At 61.8% G+C, this 24,401-nt stretch carries 23 protein-coding genes and 1 other RNA gene; 20 read left to right on the top strand and 4 right to left on the bottom strand.

Translation table 11 applies throughout. The features are described from left to right. The first annotated feature begins 104 nt into the window (after nucleotides 1-104). Complete coding sequence (locus tag AC07XZ_RS21980; RefSeq protein WP_011335872.1) at nucleotides 105-722, top strand: glutathione S-transferase N-terminal domain-containing protein; 618 nt, start codon at nucleotides 105-107, stop codon at nucleotides 720-722. A 16-nt stretch (nucleotides 723-738) separates the two neighbouring features. Then, nucleotides 739-1,152: a ClpXP protease specificity-enhancing factor gene (locus AC07XZ_RS21985; RefSeq protein WP_007956787.1), complete on the top strand. Its 414-nt coding sequence runs from the start codon at nucleotides 739-741 to the stop codon at nucleotides 1,150-1,152. 51 nt (nucleotides 1,153-1,203) lie between these two features. Here the strand turns inward: AC07XZ_RS21985 and AC07XZ_RS21990 are convergent, their stop codons facing one another. The 4 genes from AC07XZ_RS21990 to AC07XZ_RS22005 all read right to left on the bottom strand — a co-directional run bounded on the left by AC07XZ_RS21990 (nucleotide 1,204) and on the right by AC07XZ_RS22005 (nucleotide 4,648). Continuing rightward, nucleotides 1,204-1,782 carry a BON domain-containing protein gene (locus AC07XZ_RS21990; RefSeq protein WP_011335871.1) on the bottom strand — a complete coding sequence of 193 codons (579 nt, stop codon included), beginning with the start codon at nucleotides 1,780-1,782 and terminating at the stop codon, nucleotides 1,204-1,206. Then, on the bottom strand, nucleotides 1,779-2,372 hold the full coding sequence (locus AC07XZ_RS21995; protein WP_007928463.1) for a phosphoheptose isomerase: 594 nt from the start codon (nucleotides 2,370-2,372) through the stop codon (nucleotides 1,779-1,781). Before AC07XZ_RS21995 ends, AC07XZ_RS21990 begins: the two co-directional genes overlap by 4 nt. 102 nt (nucleotides 2,373-2,474) lie before the next feature. Beyond that, nucleotides 2,475-2,837, bottom strand: coding sequence for a YraN family protein (locus AC07XZ_RS22000; protein ID WP_007956783.1), 363 nt, complete (start codon nucleotides 2,835-2,837; stop codon nucleotides 2,475-2,477). Then, nucleotides 2,837-4,648: a penicillin-binding protein activator gene (locus AC07XZ_RS22005; protein ID WP_064599306.1), complete on the bottom strand. Its 1,812-nt coding sequence runs from the start codon at nucleotides 4,646-4,648 to the stop codon at nucleotides 2,837-2,839. The genes AC07XZ_RS22000 and AC07XZ_RS22005 overlap by 1 nt, the downstream gene beginning before the upstream one ends. 177 nt (nucleotides 4,649-4,825) lie before the next feature. On the opposite strand from AC07XZ_RS22005, the gene rsmI reads away from it, so the two are divergent. The 18 genes from rsmI (at nucleotide 4,826) to lpxC (ending at nucleotide 24,377) form a co-directional block, all read left to right on the top strand. Further along, a complete protein-coding gene (gene rsmI / locus AC07XZ_RS22010) occupies nucleotides 4,826-5,731 on the top strand; it encodes a 16S rRNA (cytidine(1402)-2'-O)-methyltransferase (protein WP_085745355.1) in 906 nt (301 codons plus the stop codon). Between the two features lie 73 nt (nucleotides 5,732-5,804). Further along, an RNA gene (gene rnpB / locus AC07XZ_RS22015) (RNase P RNA component class A) lies at nucleotides 5,805-6,158 on the top strand. Nucleotides 6,159-6,559: 401 nt separating this feature from the next. After that, nucleotides 6,560-7,015: a division/cell wall cluster transcriptional repressor MraZ gene (gene mraZ, locus AC07XZ_RS22020; RefSeq protein ID WP_007917012.1), complete on the top strand. Its 456-nt coding sequence runs from the start codon at nucleotides 6,560-6,562 to the stop codon at nucleotides 7,013-7,015. Beyond that, complete coding sequence (rsmH, locus tag AC07XZ_RS22025) at nucleotides 7,012-7,959, top strand: 16S rRNA (cytosine(1402)-N(4))-methyltransferase RsmH (RefSeq protein WP_039766256.1); 948 nt, start codon at nucleotides 7,012-7,014, stop codon at nucleotides 7,957-7,959. Before mraZ ends, rsmH begins: the two co-directional genes overlap by 4 nt. Further along, the gene (gene ftsL / locus AC07XZ_RS22030) at nucleotides 7,956-8,249 is read left to right on the top strand and encodes a cell division protein FtsL (protein ID WP_007956777.1); all 294 of its coding nucleotides are present in this window, start codon (nucleotides 7,956-7,958) and stop codon (nucleotides 8,247-8,249) included. Before rsmH ends, ftsL begins: the two co-directional genes overlap by 4 nt. Continuing rightward, a complete protein-coding gene (locus tag AC07XZ_RS22035; protein WP_170929382.1) occupies nucleotides 8,249-9,988 on the top strand; it encodes a peptidoglycan D,D-transpeptidase FtsI family protein in 1,740 nt (579 codons plus the stop codon). Before ftsL ends, AC07XZ_RS22035 begins: the two co-directional genes overlap by 1 nt. Then, nucleotides 9,988-11,451: a UDP-N-acetylmuramoyl-L-alanyl-D-glutamate--2,6-diaminopimelate ligase gene (locus AC07XZ_RS22040; RefSeq protein ID WP_102687550.1), complete on the top strand. Its 1,464-nt coding sequence runs from the start codon at nucleotides 9,988-9,990 to the stop codon at nucleotides 11,449-11,451. Before AC07XZ_RS22035 ends, AC07XZ_RS22040 begins: the two co-directional genes overlap by 1 nt. Further along, a complete protein-coding gene (locus tag AC07XZ_RS22045) occupies nucleotides 11,444-12,811 on the top strand; it encodes a UDP-N-acetylmuramoyl-tripeptide--D-alanyl-D-alanine ligase (RefSeq protein WP_102687551.1) in 1,368 nt (455 codons plus the stop codon). The genes AC07XZ_RS22040 and AC07XZ_RS22045 overlap by 8 nt, the downstream gene beginning before the upstream one ends. Then, complete coding sequence (gene mraY, locus AC07XZ_RS22050; RefSeq protein WP_007956769.1) at nucleotides 12,811-13,893, top strand: phospho-N-acetylmuramoyl-pentapeptide-transferase; 1,083 nt, start codon at nucleotides 12,811-12,813, stop codon at nucleotides 13,891-13,893. The genes AC07XZ_RS22045 and mraY overlap by 1 nt, the downstream gene beginning before the upstream one ends. Nucleotides 13,894-13,898: 5 nt before the next feature. Continuing rightward, nucleotides 13,899-15,245 carry a UDP-N-acetylmuramoyl-L-alanine--D-glutamate ligase gene (gene murD / locus AC07XZ_RS22055; RefSeq protein ID WP_039766248.1) on the top strand — a complete coding sequence of 449 codons (1,347 nt, stop codon included), beginning with the start codon at nucleotides 13,899-13,901 and terminating at the stop codon, nucleotides 15,243-15,245. Next, nucleotides 15,242-16,459, top strand: a complete 1,218-nt coding sequence (ftsW, locus tag AC07XZ_RS22060) for a putative lipid II flippase FtsW (RefSeq protein ID WP_007956765.1) — start codon at nucleotides 15,242-15,244, stop codon at nucleotides 16,457-16,459. Before murD ends, ftsW begins: the two co-directional genes overlap by 4 nt. After that, complete coding sequence (gene murG, locus AC07XZ_RS22065; RefSeq protein ID WP_102687552.1) at nucleotides 16,449-17,519, top strand: undecaprenyldiphospho-muramoylpentapeptide beta-N-acetylglucosaminyltransferase; 1,071 nt, start codon at nucleotides 16,449-16,451, stop codon at nucleotides 17,517-17,519. Before ftsW ends, murG begins: the two co-directional genes overlap by 11 nt. Further along, nucleotides 17,512-18,972 (top strand): UDP-N-acetylmuramate--L-alanine ligase, encoded by a 1,461-nt coding sequence (murC, locus tag AC07XZ_RS22070; RefSeq protein ID WP_102687553.1) that lies wholly within the window; start codon nucleotides 17,512-17,514, stop codon nucleotides 18,970-18,972. Before murG ends, murC begins: the two co-directional genes overlap by 8 nt. Further along, nucleotides 18,969-19,943, top strand: coding sequence for a D-alanine--D-alanine ligase (locus tag AC07XZ_RS22075; RefSeq protein ID WP_007956758.1), 975 nt, complete (start codon nucleotides 18,969-18,971; stop codon nucleotides 19,941-19,943). Before murC ends, AC07XZ_RS22075 begins: the two co-directional genes overlap by 4 nt. 4 nt (nucleotides 19,944-19,947) lie before the next feature. Further along, on the top strand, nucleotides 19,948-20,814 hold the full coding sequence (locus AC07XZ_RS22080) for a cell division protein FtsQ/DivIB (protein WP_039766241.1): 867 nt from the start codon (nucleotides 19,948-19,950) through the stop codon (nucleotides 20,812-20,814). 15 nt (nucleotides 20,815-20,829) lie between these two features. Then, nucleotides 20,830-22,089, top strand: a complete 1,260-nt coding sequence (gene ftsA / locus AC07XZ_RS22085) for a cell division protein FtsA (protein WP_007956755.1) — start codon at nucleotides 20,830-20,832, stop codon at nucleotides 22,087-22,089. Nucleotides 22,090-22,156: 67 nt separating this feature from the next. Continuing rightward, the gene (gene ftsZ, locus AC07XZ_RS22090) at nucleotides 22,157-23,353 is read left to right on the top strand and encodes a cell division protein FtsZ (protein ID WP_007956754.1); all 1,197 of its coding nucleotides are present in this window, start codon (nucleotides 22,157-22,159) and stop codon (nucleotides 23,351-23,353) included. A gap of 112 nt (nucleotides 23,354-23,465) precedes the next feature. Next, complete coding sequence (gene lpxC, locus AC07XZ_RS22095) at nucleotides 23,466-24,377, top strand: UDP-3-O-acyl-N-acetylglucosamine deacetylase (RefSeq protein ID WP_007956752.1); 912 nt, start codon at nucleotides 23,466-23,468, stop codon at nucleotides 24,375-24,377. Nucleotides 24,378-24,401 lie beyond the last annotated feature (24 nt).

The raw sequence follows: 24,401 nt of genomic DNA on the forward strand, positions 1-24,401 counted from the left end.
CCTCTGAAAACGCAACGCCTGGTACGCCAGCCGTTGCGGGAGGCGCCCTCTGGGCGCGCGCGTTTTTCCGGCTCCGACTATTTCAACAAGCGAGGAGGATCGCCATGGGCGTGACCAATCGGTTGGCCTGTTACTCCGACCCCGCCGACCACTATTCCCACCGAGTGCGCATCGTGCTTGCAGAGAAGGGTGTCAGCGCCGAAATCATTTTTGTGGAGGCTGGTCGTCAGCCGCCTAAACTGATTGAAGTGAACCCTTACGGCAGTCTGCCCACGCTGGTCGATCGTGACCTGGCGTTGTGGGAGTCGACCGTGGTGATGGAATACCTGGATGAGCGTTACCCGCATCCGCCATTGATGCCCGTGTACCCGGTGGCGCGTGCCAACAGCCGTCTGCTGATTCACCGCATTCAGCGTGACTGGTGTGGTCTGGTGGATCTGATTCTGGATTCGCGCACCAAGGAAGCGGCCCGTGCCGTGGCGCGCAAGGAATTGCGCGAAAGCCTGACGGGCGTGTCGCCGCTGTTTGCCGACAAGCCGTTTTTCCTCAGTGAGGAACAAAGTCTGGTGGATTGCTGCCTATTGCCAATACTCTGGCGTTTGCCGATTCTGGGTATAGAACTGCCGCGGCCGGCCAAGCCGCTGCTTGATTATATGGAGCGTCAGTTTGCGCGTGAGGCTTTCCAGGCGAGTCTGTCTGGTGTCGAACGCGACATGCGCTAAGGCTTAAGGAGCCGCTATGAACTCCAGTCGACCTTATCTGGTCCGCGCGCTCTACGAGTGGATTGTGGATAACGATTGCACCCCGCACATGCTGGTCAATTCCGAGTACCCGGCGGTGCAGGTGCCACAGGGCTTTGCCAGTGACGGGCAGATTGTCCTGAACATTTCGCCGAGTGCCGTGCGGCACTTGCACATGGACAACGACGTTGTGACCTTCGAAGGTCGCTTCGGTGGCGTCCCGCACAGTCTGTACGTGCCGATTGCTGCAATCCTGGGGATCTATGCCCGGGAGAACGGTCAAGGCATGGTGTTCGATCTGGAGTCGCCGATGGATGACGAAGACGAGATCGAGCAGGATGACGATGTTCCGCCACCGGACAGCGAGCCACCGCGCCCAAGCGGCCGGCCAAGCCTGAAAGTGGTGAAGTAATAAAAAAAGGCGATCCGGTTGGATCGCCTTTTTTGTGCCTGCGTTTTGCGGTCAGTCGATGTACTCGAACAGCTTCACAATCTTCTGCACACCGGAAACGCCCTGCACCAGATTGGTCGCCTGGGCGGCTTCCTGTTTGGTCAGCAGGCCCAGCAGATAGACGATGCCGTTCTCGGTCACGACCTTGATCCGCGAGCCGGGAATGCTGGCGTCGGTGAGCATCTGGGTCTTGATCTTGGTGGTCAGCCAGGCATCGTTCTGGCGGGCCAGCAGGGAGGAGGGCTGCAACACTTGCAGTTCGTTATGGACCTTTTTCACGCGCTGAACGTTGGCGGCAGCCTGTTCGGCCTTTTCCTTGAGGTCTGCGCGCGGGGTCTGGCCAGCCAGCAAAACGACGCCGTTGAAGCTGGTGACGACGATGTGCGAGTCGTTGTCCAGGGCCGGATCGGCCTTGGCTACGTTGACGCCGACTTTGGTTTCGATCAGCGAGTCATCGATCTTGCTGCCGAAAGTGCGGGTGCCGCGGTCGTCTTCGATCGGCGCTTCACGGCTGGCATTCACCACCGAGGTGCAGCCGCTGATGCCGAGGCACAGGGTCAAGGCCAGAAGGCCAAGGCGATTAGGGGTCATTCTTCACTCCCGAACAGTTGGCTGTCGATCAGATCGCAAAGGCAATGGATCGCCAGCAAGTGGACTTCCTGAATACGTGCGGTGACGTTGGCCGGTACGCGAATCTCGACGTCTTCGGGCAGCAGCAGTGAAGCCATGCCTCCGCCATCGCGTCCGGTCAATGCTACGACAATCATTTCGCGATCATGTGCGGCCTGGATCGCCTGAATAATGTTCGCCGAGTTGCCGCTGGTCGAAATCGCCAGCAATACGTCACCCGGCTGGCCGAGTGCACGGATCTGCTTGGAGAACACTTCGTTGTAGCTGTAGTCGTTGGCGATCGAGGTGATGGTCGAGCTGTCGGTAGTCAGCGCGATCGCCGGCAGGCTAGGGCGCTCACGCTCGAAACGGTTGAGCAGTTCCGAGGAGAAGTGCTGGGCATCGCCGGCCGAGCCGCCGTTGCCGCACGAGAGCATTTTCCCCTCATTGAGCAGCGCGTTGACCATCACCTGGCTGGCTTGCTCGATGTGCGGTGCAAGTACGTCCATCGCCTGTTGCTTGGTGTCGATGCTGGCCTGGAAAAGCTGGCGAATTCGGGATTGCATGTCCATCTGTGTGACCTTAATTAGCGCGGCTGTCCGGCACGTGAATGTGCAGCCCGCAAAGCAAAGAGCAAAAGTGTTGAGTGAAAGTGTCCGGGTCGGAGCAGGCGGTCAACTGTCGAACGCATTCTGCAACCAGTTCAGCTGACCCTGGTGGCTGTCGATGGCCACCACGTCGAAGCGGCAGGGGGAATTGGCCCAACGCGACTCGCGCTGAAGAAAATACTGTGCGGCGAAAATCAGTTTCTGCCGTTTGCGCCCATCGATGCTGTCGAGTGCGCCACCCCATTGAGTGTTCTTTCGGTAACGGACTTCGACGAATACTACTGTATCGCCATCAAGCATGACCAGATCAAGCTCGCCGCGTTTACATAACCAGTTCTGCGCCAGCAGGCGCAGACCCTGGTGTTGCAGATGCTCGAGCGCCTGACGCTCGGCATCCTTGCCGCTTTGCAGGTGTGACCTGTCGGGCATCAGCGTGGAGTGTCCGGCAGGCGCTGGATCTGACCGCTGACGAACTGTGCCCATGGCAACTGACGGACGACGCGTTGGGACTGGGTCATTCCCAGGCTGCCCGACTGGCCTTCGATGCGGCTGTCCGGCAATGCTTTCAGTTGATCCAGACGTGGCGCCAGACGATAGGCATCGACGCCCATAGCATACAGGCGACCGAGGCTGCCGGCGGCTTGTGGCCATTGCGCGGTGACCTGCTGGCGCAGCGGATCGCTGGTTTCCAGCAGCCACGGGGTTTCGCAGAAGCGCACGCCGTTCATGTCGTTGTACTGGTTCACGTCACCGCTGGCGCTGAACACGTGGGAGGTCGCATAGACCGGCACGTCACCGGCGTACTGAAAGTTCAGGGTCGGCTTGATCTGCTGCGCCTGCTGAGGAGTGGCGGCGAGGAAGATGAATTCGATGTCCTGGCGACGCGAAGGCTGGGCGGCAACGTTGGTGCCGGCAGCATTCTGCAGGCTCTTGGCGCGAGCTTCGCTCTGACGCAGCTGGAACATGTCGGCGATCTGCTGGGCCAGTTGTACCGGCTGGTCGACGCGTTCGGTGGCGACAATGCTGCCGCCGTTGGCTTGCCAGTCCTGGCTGAAAGCACGCAGGACGCGGTCGCCCCATTCGCCTTTCGGCACCATGATGGCGGCGCGATGCAGACCGTCGGCACGGGCGCGGCGTGAGACTTCGCGGGCTTCGTCTTCAGCGGCCAGACCGAACTGGAACAGCTGCGCCGGACCTTGATCGCCTTCGCTGTAGTTCAGGGCGAGGGTGGTGATCGGCAGTTGCGGGCGAGTGCTCAACTGTTTGACCAGCGGTTTCTCCAACGGGCCGACGACCAGTTGCACGCCATCGGCCTGGGCCTTGCGGTAGAACTCGTCGAGGTTGGTCAGTTTCGAGCTGTCATAGAACTCGATGGCCGGCGGTTTCTGACCGGCTTGCTGAGCCTGATAGTGCGCGGCCATGAAGCCGTCACGCAGGGCCTTGCCGACCGAGGCCAGTTGGCCGTCCTGCGGCAGGAGCAGGGCGATCTTGCTCAGGGGCTGGCTGGCCAGTTCCTTGAGTTTGGTCAGTGGCAGCGGCAGGTTGATTGCGGCTGGATGCTTTGGATGCTGGTTGCGCCAGTTGTCGATGGCGGCTTGCTGCTGTTCCAGAGTGCCGGCGGTTTTCACTGCCAGGGCCAGGCTCATCCAGCCGCCGAGGTCATCGGTGGTGTTCGCTTGCAGTTGATCGGCCGGCAGTGACGCAATCAGGGTCCAGATCGCTTCGTGGTTCTTGCTGGCAGCTTCGCCTTCCAGCATCGGCGCGATGAAGATGCGCTCGCGGGCGGCGGCCAGGGTCTGACCGTCGGCTTCAAGGGCGCGGGCGTGAACGGTGCCGGCGCGAACTTGCAGCGGTACCGACATTTCGCTCAGGCGTTGCAGGCTTGGATGGCTCAAGGCAGTCAGCGCGGCTTTCGGCTGGTTGCGAGTCATGGCCAGCTCAGCAGACAGCGTGCTGGCAAATGCCTGCTGGCCCGGCTGGAGTTGCTCCATCGGCACTTGCTGCAGGATTTGCGCGGACTGTCCGGCATTGCCCTGGCGGTATGCCATGTCTGCCGCACTCAGGCGCAGCAGAGCAGCCTTGTCCGGCGATTTGGCCTGGGCAGCCTGTTCGAGCAGTTGCTCGATGGTGGCATCCGGGGTCCGTGGAAGTTCGCCAAGGCTGGAGGAAGGGGAGCTGGCGCAAGCCGCCAGCAAGGCAGCGAGGCAGAGGGCAGTGAACAGCCGCAGGCAAGCGATCATGTAAGTGTTCCTGATACTCGATCAAATTAGCGTCGAATTGTACCCAAGCACTGGCCGGGGCGCGATGTTACTGGCGTGAAACCGTCAATTTAGCTGATACAAAGAGTGCGCAGCCTCACAATGGTGCGACAAACCGTGTCCGACCCGGACGCGTCGACCGGCGCACGACGCGCTACAATGGCGGCTTTTACCGATCATGAGGTGTGCGCTTTGACTGCTCCAGGTCCTTTGAATTCCGCTGCGGGCTCGCTTTATGTGGTGGCGACGCCCATCGGCAACCTGGATGACATCAGCGCCCGGGCGTTGAAGATCCTGCGCGAGGTGGCGCTGATCGCCGCCGAAGATACGCGCCATTCCCAGCGCCTGATGCAGCACTTTGGCATCTCCACGCCGCTGGCAGCCTGTCATGAACACAACGAGCGGGATGAGGGCAGTCGCTTCATTACCCGTCTGTTGGCGGGCGACAACGTCGCACTGATTTCTGATGCCGGTACGCCGCTGATCTCCGATCCCGGTTATCACCTGGTGCGTCAGGCGCGTGCGGCCGGGATCAATGTGGTGCCGGTGCCAGGTGCGTGCGCGTTGATCGCGGCGTTGTCGGCTGCCGGTCTGCCATCCGACCGCTTTATCTTCGAAGGTTTTCTGCCGGCCAAGGCTGTGGGGCGCAAAGCACGCCTGGAAGCCATTAAAGAAGAGCCGCGCACGCTGATTTTCTACGAGGCGCCGCATCGCATTCTGGAATGTCTGCGGGATATGGAAGCGGTGTTCGGCGCTGATCGTCCGGCATTGCTCGCTCGTGAAATCACCAAGACCTTTGAAACGCTCAAGGGCTTGCCGCTGAGCGAGTTGCGGGCATTCGTCGAGGCCGACAGCAATCAGCAGCGTGGCGAATGCGTCGTGGTGGTGGCGGGCTGGACCGCGCCGGAGTCTGAAGATGCCGTCAGCAGCGAGGCGATGCGCATCCTCAACCTGTTGCTGGAAGAGATGCCGCTCAAGCGTGCGGCGGCTCTGGCGGCGCAAATCACCGGTGAGCGCAAAAACGTGCTGTATCAGGTGGCGCTGGACCGGCAAAAAGACGCGTAACCCGTCGCGCAGACCGGTTTGCGGGCTATTAGCGCTTGTTCTTCGGCCGCTCTGCCGTTAACCTGCGCGGCGGAGAGTCGATCGGACAGTCGCTGCCCTCTATGAAAATTAGGGGGGGGAGGAAAGTCCGGGCTCCATAGGGCGAAGTGCCAGGTAATGCCTGGGAGGCGTGAGCCTACGGAAAGTGCCACAGAAAATAACCGCCTAAGCGCTTCGGCGCCGGTAAGGGTGAAAAGGTGCGGTAAGAGCGCACCGCACGTCTGGCAACAGTTCGTGGCTAGGTAAACCCCACTTGGAGCAAGACCAAATAGGGTCCCAAGGCGTGGCCCGCGCTGGGACCGGGTAGGTTGCTAAAGATGTCCAGTGATGGCCATCGTAGACGAATGACTGTTCAAGACAGAACCCGGCTTACAGATCGACTCTCCACCTTTTTCTCTTCCCTGCTTGAATTAAAGGCGACAGGGCTGTTTATTATCAGCAGGCCTGCGCTGAAACCGGCAGCGGCAAACGCAGTAATAGCCATTTCCCACCGTGCTTCAATCAACAGCAGAAGCGCTTTTGTAATACCGAAAAAATCTTACTCTTAACAAATTACTTTAACTTTCGAGCGCAGCTTTCAGTGCTGCTTCAAGTTATTGGATAAAAGCATCCGCCAGATTCTCGTTGCTCCTCCTTTTATGCTCCTAAATCTCCGTTCTGTAAGGGTTTTCCTTTAATCCGCGCCTTGACGGTGTGGTGGGCGCATTCCTATAGTGTGCGCAAGTGGCGGAAAGTGGCATGAAGTGGGTTTTTTGAGCTCAAAACGATAAAAATTGGAGAAACGCAGACGTGTTTCGCGGAGCTAACGCTATCAGTCTCGACGCAAAGGGCCGTCTCGCCATGCCGAGCCGGTACCGTGACGAGCTCGATTCGCGCAGTTCCGGCCAGTTGATCGTGACCATTGATGCCGTTGATCCATGTTTGTGTGTCTACCCGCTCGATGAGTGGGAAATTATTGAAACCAAGTTGCGCGCGCTCCCTTCGCTTCGCGAAGAGAACCGTCGTCTGCAACGTTTATTGATTGGTAATGCCGTTGACCTCGAGCTCGACGGCAGTGGTCGTTTCCTGGTGCCGCCGCGCCTGCGCGAATACGCGAAGCTCGACAAGCGCGCGATGCTGGTGGGCCAACTGAACAAGTTCCAACTGTGGGACGAAGATGCCTGGAATGCGGTTTCTGCCGCTGACCTGGCTGCCATACAACAACCGGGCGCCATGCCTGACGAACTGCGTGATCTGATCCTGTGACTATTGATAGCGGCTTTAACCACATCACCGTACTGCTTGACGAAGCCGTCGAGGCTCTCGCCGTACGTCCTGATGGCTGCTATCTGGACGGCACGTTCGGGCGCGGCGGGCACAGCCGGTTGATCCTGAGCAAGCTCGGGCCGGATGGTCGGCTCATCGGATTCGACAAGGATCCTCAAGCGATTGCCACCGGGCAAACGCTGGCGGCCGAAGACGGCCGCTTTGTCGTTGTGCAGCGCAGCTTTGCCGAGCTTGGGTCGGTCGTTGCCGAACAGGGTCTGGCCGGCAAGGTCAGCGGCATTCTGCTGGATCTGGGCGTGTCTTCGCCGCAGCTCGATGATGCCGAGCGTGGCTTCAGCTTCCTCAACGATGGCCCGCTGGACATGCGCATGGATCCGTCCCGTGGCATCAGCGCAGCCGAGTTCGTCAATACCGCGCCAGTGGAAGAAATCGCCCGTGTTTTCAAGGAATACGGCGAAGAACGTTTCTCCGGCCGCATGGCCCGTGCCGTGGCCGAGCGTCGTGACATCACGCCGTTCGAACGCACCGCCGATCTGGCCGAAGTCCTGAAAGTCGCCAACCCTGCGTGGGAAAAGGGCAAGAACCCGGCAACCCGCGCTTTCCAGGGCCTGCGCATTCACGTCAACAACGAACTGGGCGATCTGGAAGCGGGTCTTGAAGCCGCGCTCGAATGCCTGGAAGTGGGCGGTCGTCTGGTCGTGATCAGCTTCCACTCGCTGGAAGACCGTATCGTCAAACTGTTCATGCGCAAGCTGGTGAAAGGCGAAGCCGACAACCTGCCGCGCAACCTGCCGGTTCGCCACGTTGCGTTCGAACCGAAAATCAAAGTCCATGGCAAAGCGCAGACGGCCTCCGACGCCGAACTCAAAGCCAACCCCCGTTCCCGTAGCGCCGTCATGCGCGTCGCGGAGAAGCTGCGGTGAGCAAGCTTTTCGCCAAGCCACTGCCCGGCGGCAGCTTTTTCATGCTGCTGCTGTTCATCGGCGTGCTCGTGTCGGCCATCGGCGTGTCTTACAGCGCCCACTGGAACCGGCAGTTGCTCAACACCCTTTACAACGAACTGAGCGTGCGCGACAAGGCGCAGGCCGAGTGGGGGCGCCTGATTCTGGAGCAAAGCACCTGGACCGCCCACAGCCGGATCGAAGTGCTGGCCACCGAACAACTGAAGATGCACATCCCAGGCGCAGCTGACGTGAAGATGGTGGCGCCATGATGAAACTCGAGGGGGCTCTCTTCCCGTGGCGCTTCCGTTTGATGGTGGCACTGCTCGGCGTGATGGTCGCGGCGATCTGCTGGCGCATCATCGACCTGCAAGTGGTTGACCGTGACTTCCTCAAAGGTCAGGGCGATGCGCGCAGTCTTCGGCACATTCCGATTCCGGCTCACCGTGGTCTGATTACCGACCGTAACGGTGAGCCTCTGGCCGTGAGTACCCCGGTAACCACGCTGTGGGCGAACGCCAAGGAAATGCAGACCGCCAAAGAGAAGTGGCCTGCGCTCGCTGCCGCGCTGGGGCAGGATCCGAAAGCCCTGGCCGAACGTCTCGAGGCCCAGGCCAACAAAGAATTCATTTATCTGGTGCGCGGGTTGACCCCTGAGCAGGGCCAGGCCGTGCTCGACCTGAAAGTGCCGGGCGTCTACGGCATCGAAGAATTCCGCCGGTTCTATCCGGCCGGTGAAGTGACGGCGCACATGGTCGGGTTCACCGACATCGATGACCACGGTCGTGAAGGCGTCGAACTGGCCTACGATGAATGGCTGGCCGGCGTGCCCGGCAAGCGGCAAGTCATCAAGGATCGGCGCGGACGGCTGATCAAGGATGTCCAGGTCACCAAAAACGCCAAGGCCGGCAAGCCCTTGGCGTTGTCGATTGACCTGCGTCTGCAATACCTGGCCAACCGCGAGCTGCGCAACGCGATCATCGAGAACGGCGCCAAGGCCGGCAGTCTGGTGATCATGGACGTGAAGACCGGCGAAATCCTCGCCATGGTCAACCAGCCGACCTACAACCCGAACAACCGTCGCAACCTGCAGCCGGCGATGATGCGTAATCGCGCGATGATCGACGTGTTCGAACCCGGTTCGACCATGAAAGCGATCTCGATGAGCGCCGCGATCGAAACCGGCCGCTGGAAACCGAGCGACACCGTCGAGGTGTATCCGGGCTCCCTGCAGATCGGCAAGTACACCATCAAGGACGTATCGAAGACCGAAGGTCCGGTGCTCGACCTGACCGGCATTCTGATCAATTCCAGTAACGTCGGCATGAGCAAGGTCGCGTTCGATATCGGCGGCGAAACCATTTTCCGCCTCGCACAGAAAGTCGGCCTCGGCCAGGACACCGGCCTCGGCTTCCCGGGCGAACGTGTCGGCAACCTGCCGAACTACCGCGAGTGGCGCAAGGCCGAGACCGCAACGCTGTCGTACGGCTACGGTATTTCGGTGACGGCAATTCAGCTGGTGCATGCATTCTCGGCGCTGGCCAACAACGGTCGTCTCGCACCGCTGACCCTGATCAAAACCGACAAGGCACCGCAGACCACCCAGGTGCTGCCGGAAGCCGTCGCGAAAACCATGCAAGGCATGCTGCAACAAGTGATCGAAGCTCCGCGCGGCGTGTTCCGTGCGCAGGTGCCGGCGTATCACGTGGGTGGCAAGTCCGGTACCGCGCGTAAAACGTCGGTCGGCACCAAGGGCTACGCCGAAAACTCTTACCGCTCGCTGTTCGCCGGTTTCGGCCCGATGAGCGATCCACGTTATGCAATCGTCGTGGTGATCGATGAGCCGACCAAGGCCGGTTACTTCGGTGGTCTGGTTTCGGCGCCGGTGTTCAGCCGTGTGATGTCGGGCACCCTGCGCCTGATGAACGTCACCCCGGACAACCTGCCGACCACACAACAGGCCAACGCCACCCCGGCCGTTCCGCTGAAAGCCAATGGAGGGCGCGGCTGATGTCTCTGAGTCTGAACAAGATTTTCCCCCACGCCGGCCACGATCTGTTGATCCGTGAACTGGCGCTCGACAGCCGTAACGTTCGCGCGGGTGACCTGTTCCTCGCCGTGCCGGGCGGCAAGTTCGACGGGCGTGCGCACATCGCCGACGCCTTGCAGCGCGGTGCTGCTGCCGTGGCTTATGAAGTGGAAGGCGCCACCGTGCTGCCGATCACCGAAGTGCCGCTGATTCCGGTCAAGGGCCTGGCAGCGCAGCTGTCGGACATCGCCGGGCGTTTTTACGGTGAGCCGAGTCATCACCTGAACCTGATCGGCGTGACCGGGACTAACGGCAAGACCAGCGTAACCCAACTGGTGGCGCAGGCGCTGGACCTGCTCGGCCAGCATTGCGGCATCGTCGGCACCTTGGGCTCCGGTTTCCATGGCGCGCTGCAAAGCGGCCTGCACACCACGCCGAATCCGATCGCCATGCAAGCGACCCTGGGCGACCTGAAAAAGGCCGGTGCCAAAGCCGTGGCCATGGAAGTCTCGTCCCACGGTCTGGATCAGGGCCGGGTCACCGCGCTGGCGTTCGACGTGGCGGTGATGACCAACCTGTCCCGCGATCACCTGGATTACCACGGCACCATGGAAGCGTACGCCGAGGCCAAGGCCCGGCTGTTCGCCTGGAGTGACCTGAAGTGCCGCGTGGTCAACCTCGACGACGATTTCGGCCGGCAACTGGCCGTTGAAAAGCGCGAGTCGCGGCTGATCACTTACAGCCTCCTCGACAGCAGCGCCTACCTCTATGTGCGTGAAGCGCAGTTCGACGACCATGGCGTGCGCGCCACGCTGGTGACGCCGCAGGGCGAGCACCATCTGCGCAGTACGCTGCTCGGTCGTTTCAACCTGAGCAACGTACTGGCCGCCGTCGGCGCCTTGCTCGGTCTCGACTACGCCCTCGACGAAATTCTCAAGGTGTTGCCGAAGCTCGAAGGCCCGGCCGGACGCATGCAGCGTCTCGGCGGTGGCACCCAGCCGCTGGTGGTGGTCGATTACGCCCACACCCCGGACGCGCTGGAAAAAGTGCTGACCGCGTTGCGCCCGCACGTCAAAGGCCAATTGCTGTGCCTGTTCGGCTGCGGCGGTGATCGCGATCGCGGCAAACGTCCGCTGATGGCCGAAGTGGTCGAGCGTCTGGCCGACCGCGTGCTGGTGACCGACGACAATCCGCGCACCGAAGACCCGGCGGTGATTTTCGATGACATCCGCGCCGGCTTCACGGCTGTGGATAACGTGACGTTCGTGGCTGGCCGTGGCCAGGCCATCGCGCAACTGATTGCCGGCGCTTCGGCCGACGACGTGATTGTCCTGGCCGGCAAAGGTCACGAGGACTATCAGGAAATCAACGGCGAGCGCCATGCGTTTTCCGATCTGGTCGAGGCTGATCACGCCCTGACCGCGTGGGAGGTGGCCCATGCTTAAGGCCCTGAAACTCAGTGAACTGACCAACGCGCTTGACGCCCGTCTGGTCAGCGCCGACGCCACTTTTGACGGTGTGAGCATCGACAGCCGCGCGATCAAGGCTGGCCAACTGTTTATCGCCCTGACCGGCCCGCGTTTCGACGGTCATGACTATCTGAATGAAGTCGCCGCCAAAGGCGCCGTTGCGGCATTGGTCGAGCGCGAAGTCGCCGACAGCACGCTGCCGCAATTGCTGGTCAAGGACACCCGCCAGGCCCTCGGCCAGTTGGGTGCGCTGAACCGTGCCGCGTTCACCAAACCGGTCGCGGCCGTTACCGGTTCCAGCGGCAAGACCACGGTCAAGGAAATGCTCGCGAGCATCCTGCGCACGCGCGGCTCGGTGCACGCGACCCGTGGCAACCTGAACAACGACCTCGGTGTACCGCTGACCCTGCTCGAACTCGCCCCGGAACACAGCGCGGCAGTGATCGAACTGGGCGCCTCGCGCCTGGGTGAAATCGCTTACACCGTAGGGCTGACCAAGCCGCACGTGGCGATCCTCAACAACGCCGGGACCGCCCATGTCGGTGAGTTCGGCGGGCCGGAGAAAATCGTTGAAGCCAAAGGCGAAATCATCGAAGGGCTGGCGGCCGACGGCGTCGCCGTGCTGAACCTCGATGACAAGGCGTTTGGTATCTGGAAGACCCGCGCCGGCGCCCGCAAGGTGCTGACGTTTGCCCTGAGCAACACTCAGGCGGATTTTTACGCCAGCGACCTGGCTACCGATGCCCGCGGCTGCCCGGCGTTCAACCTGCACAGTCCTGAAGGTGTGGAGCGGGTTCAACTGAACCTGCTCGGCACCCACAACGTCGCCAACGCCATGGCTGCCGCCGCTGCCGCTCACGCACTGGGCGTGTCGCTGTTCGGCATCGCCACCGGGCTTGGCGCGGTACAACCGGTCAAGGGTCGCACCGTCGCGCAGCTGGCTAAAAACGGCATGCGCGTGATCGATGACACTTACAACGCGAACCCCACCTCGATGTGCGCGGCCGTTGATATACTCGCCGGCTTTTCCGGCCGCACCGTCCTGGTGCTCGGGGATATCGGCGAGTTGGGCGACTGGGCGGAGCAGGGGCACCGCGACGTGGGCGAATACGCCCGAGGCAAGGTTTCCGCGCTATACGCCGTCGGGCCGAACATGGTCCACGCCGTGAACGCATTCGGTAACGAGGCGCATCACTTCGGCACCCAAGCCGAACTGATCCAGGCCCTCGACGCCGAGCAGGACAAAAACACCACCATTTTGATCAAGGGTTCGCGCAGCGCAGCGATGGAAAACATCGTTGCGGCCCTGTGCGGGTCCAGTCTGGAGAAACATTAATGCTGCTGCTGCTAGCGGAGTATCTGCAACAGTTCTACAAAGGCTTCGCGGTCTTCCAGTACCTGACCCTGCGCGGGATCCTCGGTGTGCTGACCGCGCTGGTCTTGTCGCTGTGCTACGGCCCGTGGATGATCCGCACCCTGCAGAACCGTCAGATCGGCCAATCGGTTCGTAACGACGGCCCGCAATCGCACCTGTCCAAATCCGGTACGCCGACCATGGGCGGCGCGCTGATCCTGTCTTCGATCGGTGTCAGCACCCTGCTGTGGGCTGACCTGAGCAACCGTTATGTGTGGGTCGTGTTGCTGGTGACCTTGCTGTTCGGCGCCATCGGCTGGGTCGACGACTACCGCAAAGTGATCGAGAAGAACTCCCGTGGTCTGCCGAGTCGCTGGAAATATTTCTGGCAGTCGGTGTTCGGCCTCGGTGCGGCGATCTTCCTTTATATGACTGCCAGCACTCCGGTGGAAACCACCCTGATCCTGCCGATGCTCAAGGACTACAGCATTCCGCTGGGCGCCGGCTTCATCGTGCTGACTTACTTCGTGATCGTTGGCTCGAGCAACGCGGTCAACCTCACTGACGGCCTCGACGGTCTGGCAATCATGCCGACCGTGATGGTCGGCGGTGGCCTGGGCATTTTCTGCTACCTCTCGGGTAACGTGAAATTCGCTGAATACCTGCTGATCCCTTACGTACCGGGCGCAGGCGAACTGATCGTGTTCTGCGGCGCACTGATCGGTGCCGGCCTGGGCTTCCTGTGGTTCAACACCTACCCGGCGCAAGTCTTCATGGGCGACGTCGGCGCACTGGCGCTGGGCGCGGCCCTGGGCACCATCGCGGTGATCGTCCGTCAGGAAATCGTCCTGTTCATCATGGGCGGCGTGTTCGTGATGGAAACCCTGTCAGTCGTCATTCAGGTTGCGTCCTTTAAGCTGACCGGTCGCCGTGTGTTCCGCATGGCGCCGATTCACCACCACTTTGAACTCAAGGGCTGGCCCGAGCCGCGCGTGATCGTCCGTTTCTGGATCATCACCGTGATTCTCGTGCTGATCGGCCTTGCCACCCTGAAGCTGAGGTAGAACGAGTGTCTCTGATCGCTTCTGACCACTTCCGCATCGTTGTCGGCCTCGGCAAGAGCGGCATGTCCCTGGTTCGCTTCCTGGCGAACCGGGGCGTGGCGTTTGCCGTGGCCGATACGCGGGAAAATCCACCGGAACTGGCCACGCTCCAGCGTGACTATCCGCACGTGGAAGTGCGTTGTGGCGAGCTGGACGTCGAATTCCTGTGCCGTGCCGACGAGCTCTACGTGAGCCCCGGCCTGGCGCTGGCGACCCCGGCCCTGCAAGCCGCCGCGGCCCGTGGCGTGAAGCTGTCCGGCGACATCGAGCTGTTCGCGCGCAACGCGAAGGCGCCGATCGTGGCCATCAGCGGTTCCAACGCGAAAAGCACCGTCACCACCCTGGTCGGCGAGATGGCGGCTGCGGCCGGCAAACGCGTGGCCGTGGGCGGCAACCTCGGTACGCCGGCGCTGGATCTGCTCAGCGATGACGTCGAGCTGTACGTGATGGAGCTGTCGAGCTTCCAGCTGGAAACCACCGACCAGCTCAACGCCGAAGTGGCGACCGTGCTCAACATCAGCGAAGACCACATGGACCGCTACAGCGGTCTGCCGGCCTATCACCTGGCCAAGCACCGGATCTTCCGTGGTGCGAAGCAGTTCGTGGTCAACCGTCAAGACGCCTTGACCCGGCCGCTGATGGGCGAGGGCCAGCCGTGCTGGACCTTCGGCCTGACCAAACCCGATTTCAAGGCATTCGGCCTGCGTGAAGAGAATGGCGAGAAATACCTGGCCTTTGAATTCCAGAACCTGATGCCGGTGCGCGAATTGAAGATTCGCGGCGCCCACAACCAGTCCAACGCCCTGGCGGCGCTGGCGCTCGGCCACGCGGTCGGGCTGCCGTTCGACGCCATGCTGGCAGCGCTGCGCACCTTCGCCGGTCTCGAACACCGTTGCCAGTGGGTGCGTGATCTGGACGGCGTCGGTTACTACAACGATTCCAAAGCCACCAACGTCGGCGCCGCTCTGGCTGCCATCGAAGGCCTGGGTGCGGACATCGACGGCAAGGTCGTGCTGATCGCCGGTGGCGACGGCAAGGGCGCCGACTTCAAGGACCTGCGCGATCCGGTGGCGGCCCATTGCCGCGCCGTGATCCTGATGGGCCGCGATTCCGACAAGATCGGCGAAGCGATCGGCGATGCCGTGCCGCTGATTCGCGCGACCACGCTGGTCGATGCGGTCGCCCAATGCCGCGCCGCCGCCCAACCGGGTGACGTCGTGCTGCTGTCGCCGGCCTGCGCCAGTTTCGACATGTTCAAGAACTACGAAGACCGTGGTCACCAGTTCGTCCGCGCCGTGGAGGATCTGGCATGAGCTTGAGAAACATCATCAAGCCATACCCGTCGCCGCTGATCACCGGACGCGGGATCGACCTCGACTTCCCGATGCTCGCCGGTTGCCTGGCGTTGCTCGGTCTGGGCCTGATCATGATCGCTTCGGCATCGACAGAAGTCGGCGCGGCGCAGTCGGGCAGTGCTCTTTATTACATGACCCGTCACCTGATCTACGTGGTGCTGGGCCTGGGCGCGTGCGTCGTCACCATGATGATCCCGATCGCCACCTGGCAGCGGCTGGGCTGGCTGATGCTGATCGGTGCGTTCGGTCTGCTGGTGATGGTGATCATCCCGGGGATCGGCCGTGAGGTGAACGGCTCGATGCGCTGGATCGGTTTCAGCTTCTTCAACGTTCAGCCGTCCGAGATCGCCAAGGTGTTCGTGGTGATCTACCTCGCCGGTTATCTGGTGCGTCGTCAGAAAGAAGTGCGCGAGAGCTGGATGGGCTTCTTCAAGCCGTTCATCGTGCTGCTGCCAATGGCGGGCCTGTTGCTGATGGAGCCGGACTTCGGTGCCACCGTCGTGATGATGGGCGCCGCGGCGGCGATGCTGTTCCTCGGCGGGGTCGGGCTGTTCCGGTTCTCGCTGATGGTGGTGCTGGCCGTCGGTGCGGTGGTGTTGCTGATTCAGATGCAGCCGTACCGGATGGCGCGTCTGACCAACTTCGCCGACCCGTGGGCCGACCAGTTCGGCGCCGGTTATCAATTGTCGCAAGCCTTGATCGCGTTCGGTCGCGGTGAATGGCTGGGCGTTGGCCTGGGCAACAGCGTGCAGAAGCAGTTCTACCTGCCGGAAGCCCACACCGACTTCGTGTTCTCGGTTCTGGCCGAAGAGCTTGGCGCCGTGGGCTCGCTGTGCACCGTGGCACTGTTCGTGTTCGTGTGTATTCGCGGCATGTACATCGGTCTGTGGGCCGAGAAAGCCAAACAGTTTTTTGCCGCTTATGTTGCCTACGGCCTGTCGTTCCTGTGGATCGGCCAGTTCCTGATCAACATCGGTGTGAATGTCGGCCTGTTGCCGACCAAGGGCCTGACCTTGCCGTTCCTCAGTTATGGCGGCAGTTCCCTGGTGATCTGCTGCGCCTGCCTTGGCCTGTTGCTGAGGATCGAGTGGGAGAGCCGGACCCACCTGGGCAGTGAAGAGATGGAATTCCATGAGAGCGACTTCGCCGAGGAGCCGAACCATGGGCGCTAACGTATTGATCATGGCCGGCGGCACCGGTGGCCACGTGTTCCCGGCGCTGGCCTGTGCCCGCGAATTCCAGGCGCGCGGCTATACCGTGCACTGGCTCGGCACGCCGCGCGGGATCGAAAACGATCTGGTGCCGGCGGCGGGTCTTGAACTGCACCGTATCAACGCCACTGGCCTGCGCGGCAAGGGCAAGCTGTCGCTGCTCAAGGCGCCGTTCATGCTGCTGAAATCGGTGTGGCAGGCGCGGGCGATCATTCGCCGCTTGCGTCCGGTGTGCGTGGTCGGATTCGGCGGCTATGTGACCGGTCCCGGTGGTCTTGCCGCCAAACTGGCCGGCGTGCCGGTGATCGTTCATGAGCAGAACGCCGTGGCCGGCACCGCCAATCGGTTGCTGGTGCCGTTCGCCGCCCGGGTGTGTGAAGCCTTCCCCGACACCTTTACCCTGTCGGACAGCCGCCGTACCACCGGTAACCCGGTGCGCAGCGAGCTGTTCCTCGAAACACCGCGCCCGGCCCTGGCCGGACGCAAGGCGCGTTTGCTGATCCTGGGCGGAAGCCTGGGCGCAGAACCGTTGAACAAGTTGCTGCCTGAAGCCCTGGCACAAGTCGATGTCGACTTGCGTCCGGAAGTGTTCCATCAGGCTGGCAGAAACCACGATGAAGTGACTGCAGAGCGCTACCGCGCCGCCGGCGTGGACGCGCAGGTGCAGCCGTTCATCAAAGACATGGCCCAGGCCTATGGCTGGGCTGACCTGGTGGTGTGCCGCGCCGGCGCATTGACCATCAGCGAACTGGCTGCCGCCGGTCTGCCCTCGATGCTGGTGCCGTTGCCCCATGCGATCGACGATCACCAGACCCGCAACGCCGATTATTTGGCCCGTGAAGGCGCTGCCTTCCTGATGCCGCAAAGAACGACTGGTGCCGCGGACCTTGCCGCGCGCCTGACAGAGGTCTTGATGCAACCGCAACGACTCGAACAAATGGCCCAAGCGGCCCGCCGTCTGGCGAAACCCGAAGCCACCCGCAGCGTGGTCGATACCTGTCTGGAGGTGGCCCATGGTTGAGAATCAGAAAGCCATGCCGCAACCGGAAATGCGCCGCATCCGTCGCATCCACTTCGTCGGGATCGGCGGCGTGGGCATGTGCGGCATCGCCGAAGTGCTGCTGAACCTGGGCTATGAAGTGTCCGGTTCCGACCTGAAAGCTTCGCCGGTGACCGAGCGCCTGGAATCCTTCGGTGCGCAGATCTTCATTGGCCACCGTGCCGAGAACGCCGCAGCCGCCGATGTGCTGGTGGTGTCGAGCGCCGTCAATACTTCCAACCCGGAAGTGGCGACTGCGCTGGAACGCCGCATCCCGGTGGTGCCGCGTGCCGAAATGCTCGCCGAACTGATGCGCTACCGTCACGGCATCGCCGTCGCCGGTACTCATGGCAAGACCACCACTACCAGCCTGATCGCTTCGGTGTTCGCGGCCGGTGGCCTGGATCCGACTTTCGTCATCGGTGGCCGTCTGAATGCCGCGGGCACCAATGCCCAGCTCGGCACCAGCCGTTACCTGATCGCCGAAGCCGATGAAAGCGACGCAAGCTTCCTGCACCTGCAACCGCTGGTGGCCGTGGTCACCAACATCGACGCCGACCACATGGCGACTTACGACGGTGACTTCAACAAGCTGAAAAAAACCTTCGTCGAGTTCCTGCACAACCTGCCGTTCTACGGTCTGGCGGTGATGTGCCTGGACGATCCGGTGGTGCGTGAAATCCTGCCGCTGGTCAAGCGTCCGACCGTGACCTATGGCTTCAGCGAAGACGCCGACGTGCGCGCGATCAATGTTCGTCAGCAGGGCATGCAGACCTTCTTTACCGTGCTGCGCCCTGATCGCGAGCCTCTTGATGTGTCCGTGAACATGCCGGGCAACCACAACGTGCTCAACTCCCTGGCGACCATCTGCATCGCTACCGACGAAGGCGTCAGCGATGAAGCCATCGTCCAGGGTCTGTCCGGGTTCCAGGGTGTCGGTCGGCGCTTCCAGGTTTACGGCGAACTGCCGGTGGACGGCGGCAGCGTGATGCTGGTCGACGATTACGGTCACCACCCGACCGAAGTCGCAGCCGTGATCAAAGCCGTGCGCGGTGGCTGGCCTGAGCGCCGCCTGGTGATGGTCTACCAGCCGCACCGCTACAGCCGCACCCGCGACCTGTACGACGATTTCGTCAATGTACTGGCCGATGCCAACGTGCTGTTGCTGATGGAAGTTTATCCGGCCGGCGAAGAGCCGATCCCGGGTGCCGACAGCCGCAAGCTGTGCAACAGCATCCGTCAGCGCGGTCAGCTCGACCCGATCTACATCGAGCGCGGCGTCGACCTGGCGCCGGTGGTCAAGCCGCTGCTGCGTGCCGGCGACATTCTGCTGTGCCAGGGCGCCGGTGACATCGGCGGCCTCGCACCGAAACTGTTGAAAAGCGAGTTGTTCGCCGGTGCCGTGGCGGCATCGGTCGAGGGGAAGTTGAAATGACTGCTGCCTACGCCAACCTGTTCTCCACCATCGCCCCGAAGGACTTCGGCCGTGTGGCCGTGCTGTTCGGTGGCCTGAGTGCCGAGCGTGAAGTTTCGTTGAAGTCCGGCAACGCTGTGCTCACTGCGCTGCAAAGCGCGGGTGTGGACGCGTTCGGCATCGACGTCGGCGCCGATATTCTGCAGCGCCTGCTGAGCGAAAAGATCGACCGCGCGTTCATCATCCTCCACGGTCGCGGCGGTGAAGACGGCAGCATGCAGGGCCTGCTCGAAGTGGCCGGCATTCCGTACACCGGCAGCGGCATCCTGGCTTCGGCGCTGGCGATGGACAAGCTGCGCACCAAGCAGGTCTGGCACACGCTGGGGATTCCGACGCCGCGTCACGCCGTGCTGCGCAGCGAGGCCGATTGTATTTCGGCAGCGACGGAACTGGGCTTCCCTTTGATCGTCAAACCGGCGCATGAAGGTTCAAGTATCGGGATGGCCAAAGTGAGTTCTGCGTCCGAGTTGATCGACGCATGGAAAGCGGCCAGTACCTACGATTCGCAAGTGTTGGTCGAGCAATGGATCCACGGTCCGGAGTTCACCATCGCCACCCTGCGTGACCAGGTGTTGCCTCCCATCGCCCTGGGTACGCCACACACGTTCTACGACTACGACGCCAAGTACATCGCCAACGATACCCAGTATCGGATTCCGTGCGGGCTCGATGCAGCCAAGGAAAAAGAACTCATGGACCTCACGGCGCAAGCCTGCGAGGCGCTGGGTATTGCCGGTTGGGGCAGGGCGGACGTGATGCAGGACGCCGACGGCAAATTCTGGTTCCTGGAAGTCAACACCGCTCCCGGCATGACCGATCACAGCCTGGTACCGATGGCGGCGAAAGCGGCCGGTCTGGATTTCCAGCAACTGGTTCTGGCCATTCTGGCCGCCAGTGTCGATGCCGACGGCAAGAAAGAGGCGCGAGGTTAAGACCATGCAAGGCGCTCATCTCAGACATCAGCCACCCGCACCCGGCCGCAAGCCGGTGCCGCGGGGTGCCAGCCGAATGGTGGCCAAAGAGCCGATGTCCGCGCGCCTGCCAAAAGCCAACTTCGGCTTTTTGAAAGGTCTGTTCTGGCCGGTGCTGCTGGTGGCCCTGGGGTTCGGCACTTACGAAGGCGCACAGCGTTTGCTGCCGTACGCCGACCGGCCGATCACCAAGATCGCGGTGCAGGGCGACCTGAGTTACATCAGCCAGCAAGCGGTGCAGCAGCGGATCGCCCCTTACGTGGCGTCGAGCTTCTTCACCATCGATCTGGCGAGCATGCGCACCGAGCTGGAGCAGATGCCGTGGATCGCCCACGCCGAAGTACGTCGGGTGTGGCCGGACCAGGTGGTGATCCGCCTCGAAGAGCAACTGCCGGTGGCCCGTTGGGGCGACGAGTCGTTGCTCAACAACCAGGGCCAGGCGTTCACGCCCAAGGAACTGGCGAACTACGAACACCTGCCGCAGCTGTTCGGTCCGCAGCGGGCCCAGCAGCAAGTGATGCAGCAATACCAGGTGCTGAGCCAGATGCTCCGGCCATTGGGCTTCTCGATTGCGCGGCTCGAGCTGCGTGAACGCGGCAGCTGGTTCCTGACCACCGGTGCCGGCAGTTCCGGCCCCGGGATCGAGCTGCTGCTGGGACGCGGCAACCTGGTGGAAAAGATGCGCCGCTTCATTGCCATCTATGACAAGACGCTCAAAGAACAGATTACGAACATTGCGCGCATCGATCTGCGCTACGCCAACGGCCTCGCTGTTGGCTGGCGGGAACCAGTAGCGCCGACGACAGCCCAACCCGCTGTCGCAAAGAATTAAGAAGAGGCAGGACCCATGGCAAACGTGCAAAGCGGCAAAATGATCGTCGGTCTCGATATCGGCACCTCCAAGGTGGTGGCGCTGGTCGGCGAGGTTGCGGACGACGGCTCGCTGGAAATCGTCGGGATCGGCACTCATCCGTCCCGCGGCCTGAAAAAAGGCGTGGTGGTCAACATCGAGTCCACCGTGCAGTCGATCCAGCGCGCGATCGAAGAAGCTCAACTGATGGCGGGCTGCCGCATTCACTCGGCGTTCGTCGGCGTGGCGGGCAATCACATTCGCAGCCTGAACTCCCACGGCATCGTGGCGATTCGTGATCGCGAAGTCAGCTCGGCTGACCTGGAGCGCGTACTCGACGCCGCCCAGGCGGTGGCGATCCCGGCCGACCAGCGTGTGCTGCACACCCTGCCGCAGGATTACGTGATCGATAACCAGGAAGGCGTGCGCGAGCCGCTGGGCATGTCCGGCGTACGTCTGGAAGCCAAGGTTCACGTGGTCACCTGCGCCGTAAACGCCGCACAGAACATTGAAAAATGCGTGCGTCGCTGCGGTCTGGAAATCGACGACATCATTCTCGAGCAACTGGCCTCGGCCTACTCGGTCCTGACCGACGACGAAAAAGAGCTGGGCGTGTGCCTGGTCGACATCGGCGGCGGCACCACCGACATCGCGATCTTCACCGAAGGCGCGATCCGCCACACGGCCGTGATCCCGATTGCCGGTGACCAGGTGACCAACGACATCGCCATGGCGTTGCGCACCCCGACCCAGTACGCCGAAGAGATCAAGATCCGCTACGCCTGCGCGCTGGCCAAACTGGCCGGTGCCGGCGAGACCATCAAGGTGCCGAGCGTCGGCGACCGTCCGCCGCGCGAACTGTCCCGTCAGGCCCTGGCCGAAGTGGTCGAGCCGCGTTACGACGAACTGTTCACCCTGATCCAGGCCGAGCTGCGTCGCAGCGGCTACGAAGACCTGATCCCGGCCGGCATCGTGCTCACCGGTGGTACCTCGAAGATGGAAGGTGCCACCGAGCTGGCCGAAGAAATCTTCCACATGCCGGTCCGCCTGGGCGTGCCGCATGGCGTGAAAGGCCTGGATGACGTGGTACGCAACCCGATTTATTCCACTGGCGTTGGCTTGTTGATGTACGGCCTGCAGAAGCAGTCCGACGGGATCTCGTTCTCGGGCATCGGCAGCCGCGACAGCTACAGCAACGATGAGCCGCAGGCGCCGTTGCTGGACCGTTTGAAGAAGTGGGTTCAAGGCAACTTCTAACGCTTTACCGCAGCACCGCAACAAACAGCAGTAGGCGAAAAAACTAGAGAATGTAAGGAGAGGGAAAATGTTCGAACTCGTAGACAACATCCCCGCAAGCCCGGTAATCAAAGTTATCGGTGTTGGCGGTGGCGGCGGCAACGCTGTCAACCACATGGTCAAGAGCAACATCGAAGGCGTGGAATTCATCTGCGCCAACACCGATGCTCAAGCGCTGAAAAACATCGGCGCGCGCACCATTCTGCAACTGGGCACCGGTGTGACCAAAGGCCTGGGCGCCGGCGCCAACCCGGAAGTCGGCCGTCAGGCTGCGCTGGAAGATCGCGAGCGCATCGCTGAAGTGCTGGCCGGCACCAACATGGTGTTCATCACCACCGGCATGGGCGGCGGTACCGGTACCGGTGCTGCGCCGATCATCGCCGAAGTGGCCAAGGAAATGGGCATCCTGACCGTTGCGGTCGTGACCCGTCCGTTCCCGTTCGAAGGCCGCAAGCGTATGCAGATCGCCGATGAAGGCATCCGCATGCTCTCGGAAAGCGTCGACTCGCTGATCACCATTCCGAACGAAAAACTGCTGACCATCCTCGGCAAGGACGCAAGCCTGCTGTCGGCTTTCGCCAAGGCTGACGATGTACTGGCCGGTGCCGTTCGCGGTATCTCCGACATCATCAAGCGTCCGGGCATGATCAACGTCGACTTCGCCGACGTACGCACCGTGATGAGCGAAATGGGCATGGCGATGATGGGCACTGGCTGCGCCAGCGGTCCGAACCGTGCACGTGAAGCGACCGAAGCGGCCATCCGCAACCCGCTGCTGGAAGACGTGAACCTGCAAGGCGCACGCGGCATCCTGGTGAACATCACTGCCGGTCCTGACCTGTCCCTGGGTGAGTACTCCGACGTGGGTTCGATCATCGAAGCCTTCGCTTCCGAGCACGCGATGGTCAAGGTCGGTACCGTTATCGATCCGGACATGCGCGACGAACTGCACGTGACCGTGGTTGCCACTGGTCTGGGCGCGAAAATCGAGAAGCCTGTGAAGGTCATCGACAACACCGTTCACACCTCGATGGCGGCTGCTCAAGTGCAGCAACCGGCACCCGCTCGTCAGGAACAGCCTGCGGTGAACTACCGTGACCTGGACCGTCCGACCGTCATGCGCAACCAGGCTCAGGCCGGTGCTGCGACTGCCGCGAAGATGAATCCGCAAGATGACCTGGACTACCTGGACATCCCGGCTTTCCTGCGTCGTCAGGCCGATTGATGAAATGTATCAGGGGTATTCAGGTGATTGGTGTTCAGCAAAGGCTCGGTCTGCTATCATCGCCAGCCTTTGTTGATACCAGTTCGCAATTTGCGCTGAAGCGGCCCATGCCATGATTAAACAACGCACACTGAAAAATATTATCCGTGCCACCGGTGTAGGTCTGCACTCCGGGGAGAAGGTTTACCTGACCCTCAAGCCTGCACCTGTCGACACCGGGATCGTCTTTCGTCGTGCCGATCTCGATCCGGTTGTCGAGATACCGGCTCGTGCGGCCAACGTCGGCGAGACAACCATGTCGACGACGCTGGTCAACGGTGACGTGAAGGTAGACACGGTGGAGCACTTGCTCTCGGCCATGGCTGGCCTGGGCATCGATAACGCCTACGTCGAGCTCTCCGCGTCTGAAGTCCCGATCATGGATGGCAGCGCAGGACCTTTCGTATTCCTGATTCAATCGGCTGGCCTGGAAGAACAGGACGCCGCCAAGAAATTCATCCGCATCCTGCGTGAAGTGACAGTGGAAGACGGCGACAAGCGCGCCACTTTCGTCCCTTTCGAAGGGTTCAAGGTGAGCTTCGAGATCGATTTCGATCACCCGGTTTTCCGGGACCGCACCCAAAGTGCAAGCGTGGATTTTTCCAGCACTTCGTTCGTAAAAGAAGTCAGCCGCGCCCGTACTTTCGGTTTCATGAGTGACATCGAGTACCTGCGCAAGCACAACCTCGCACTCGGCGGCAGCGTGGAAAACGCGATCGTGGTCGATGCCGATGGCGTACTGAACGAAGACGGCCTTCGCTACGAAGACGAATTCGTGAAGCACAAGATCCTCGATGCGATTGGCGACCTGTACCTGCTGGGCAACAGCCTGATTGGTGAGTTCAAGGGCTTCAAGTCCGGCCACGCACTGAACAACCAGCTGCTGCGCAAGTTGATTGAGCAAAAAGATGCCTGGGAAGTCGTGACGTTCGAAGACGCCAGCACTGCACCAATCTCTTACATGCGCCCGGTTGCGGCGGTGTAAGTAAAAAACCTCTCTAGTTTTTTG

Source organism: Pseudomonas sp. GW458-11-26-14-LB4, assembly GCF_059423925.1.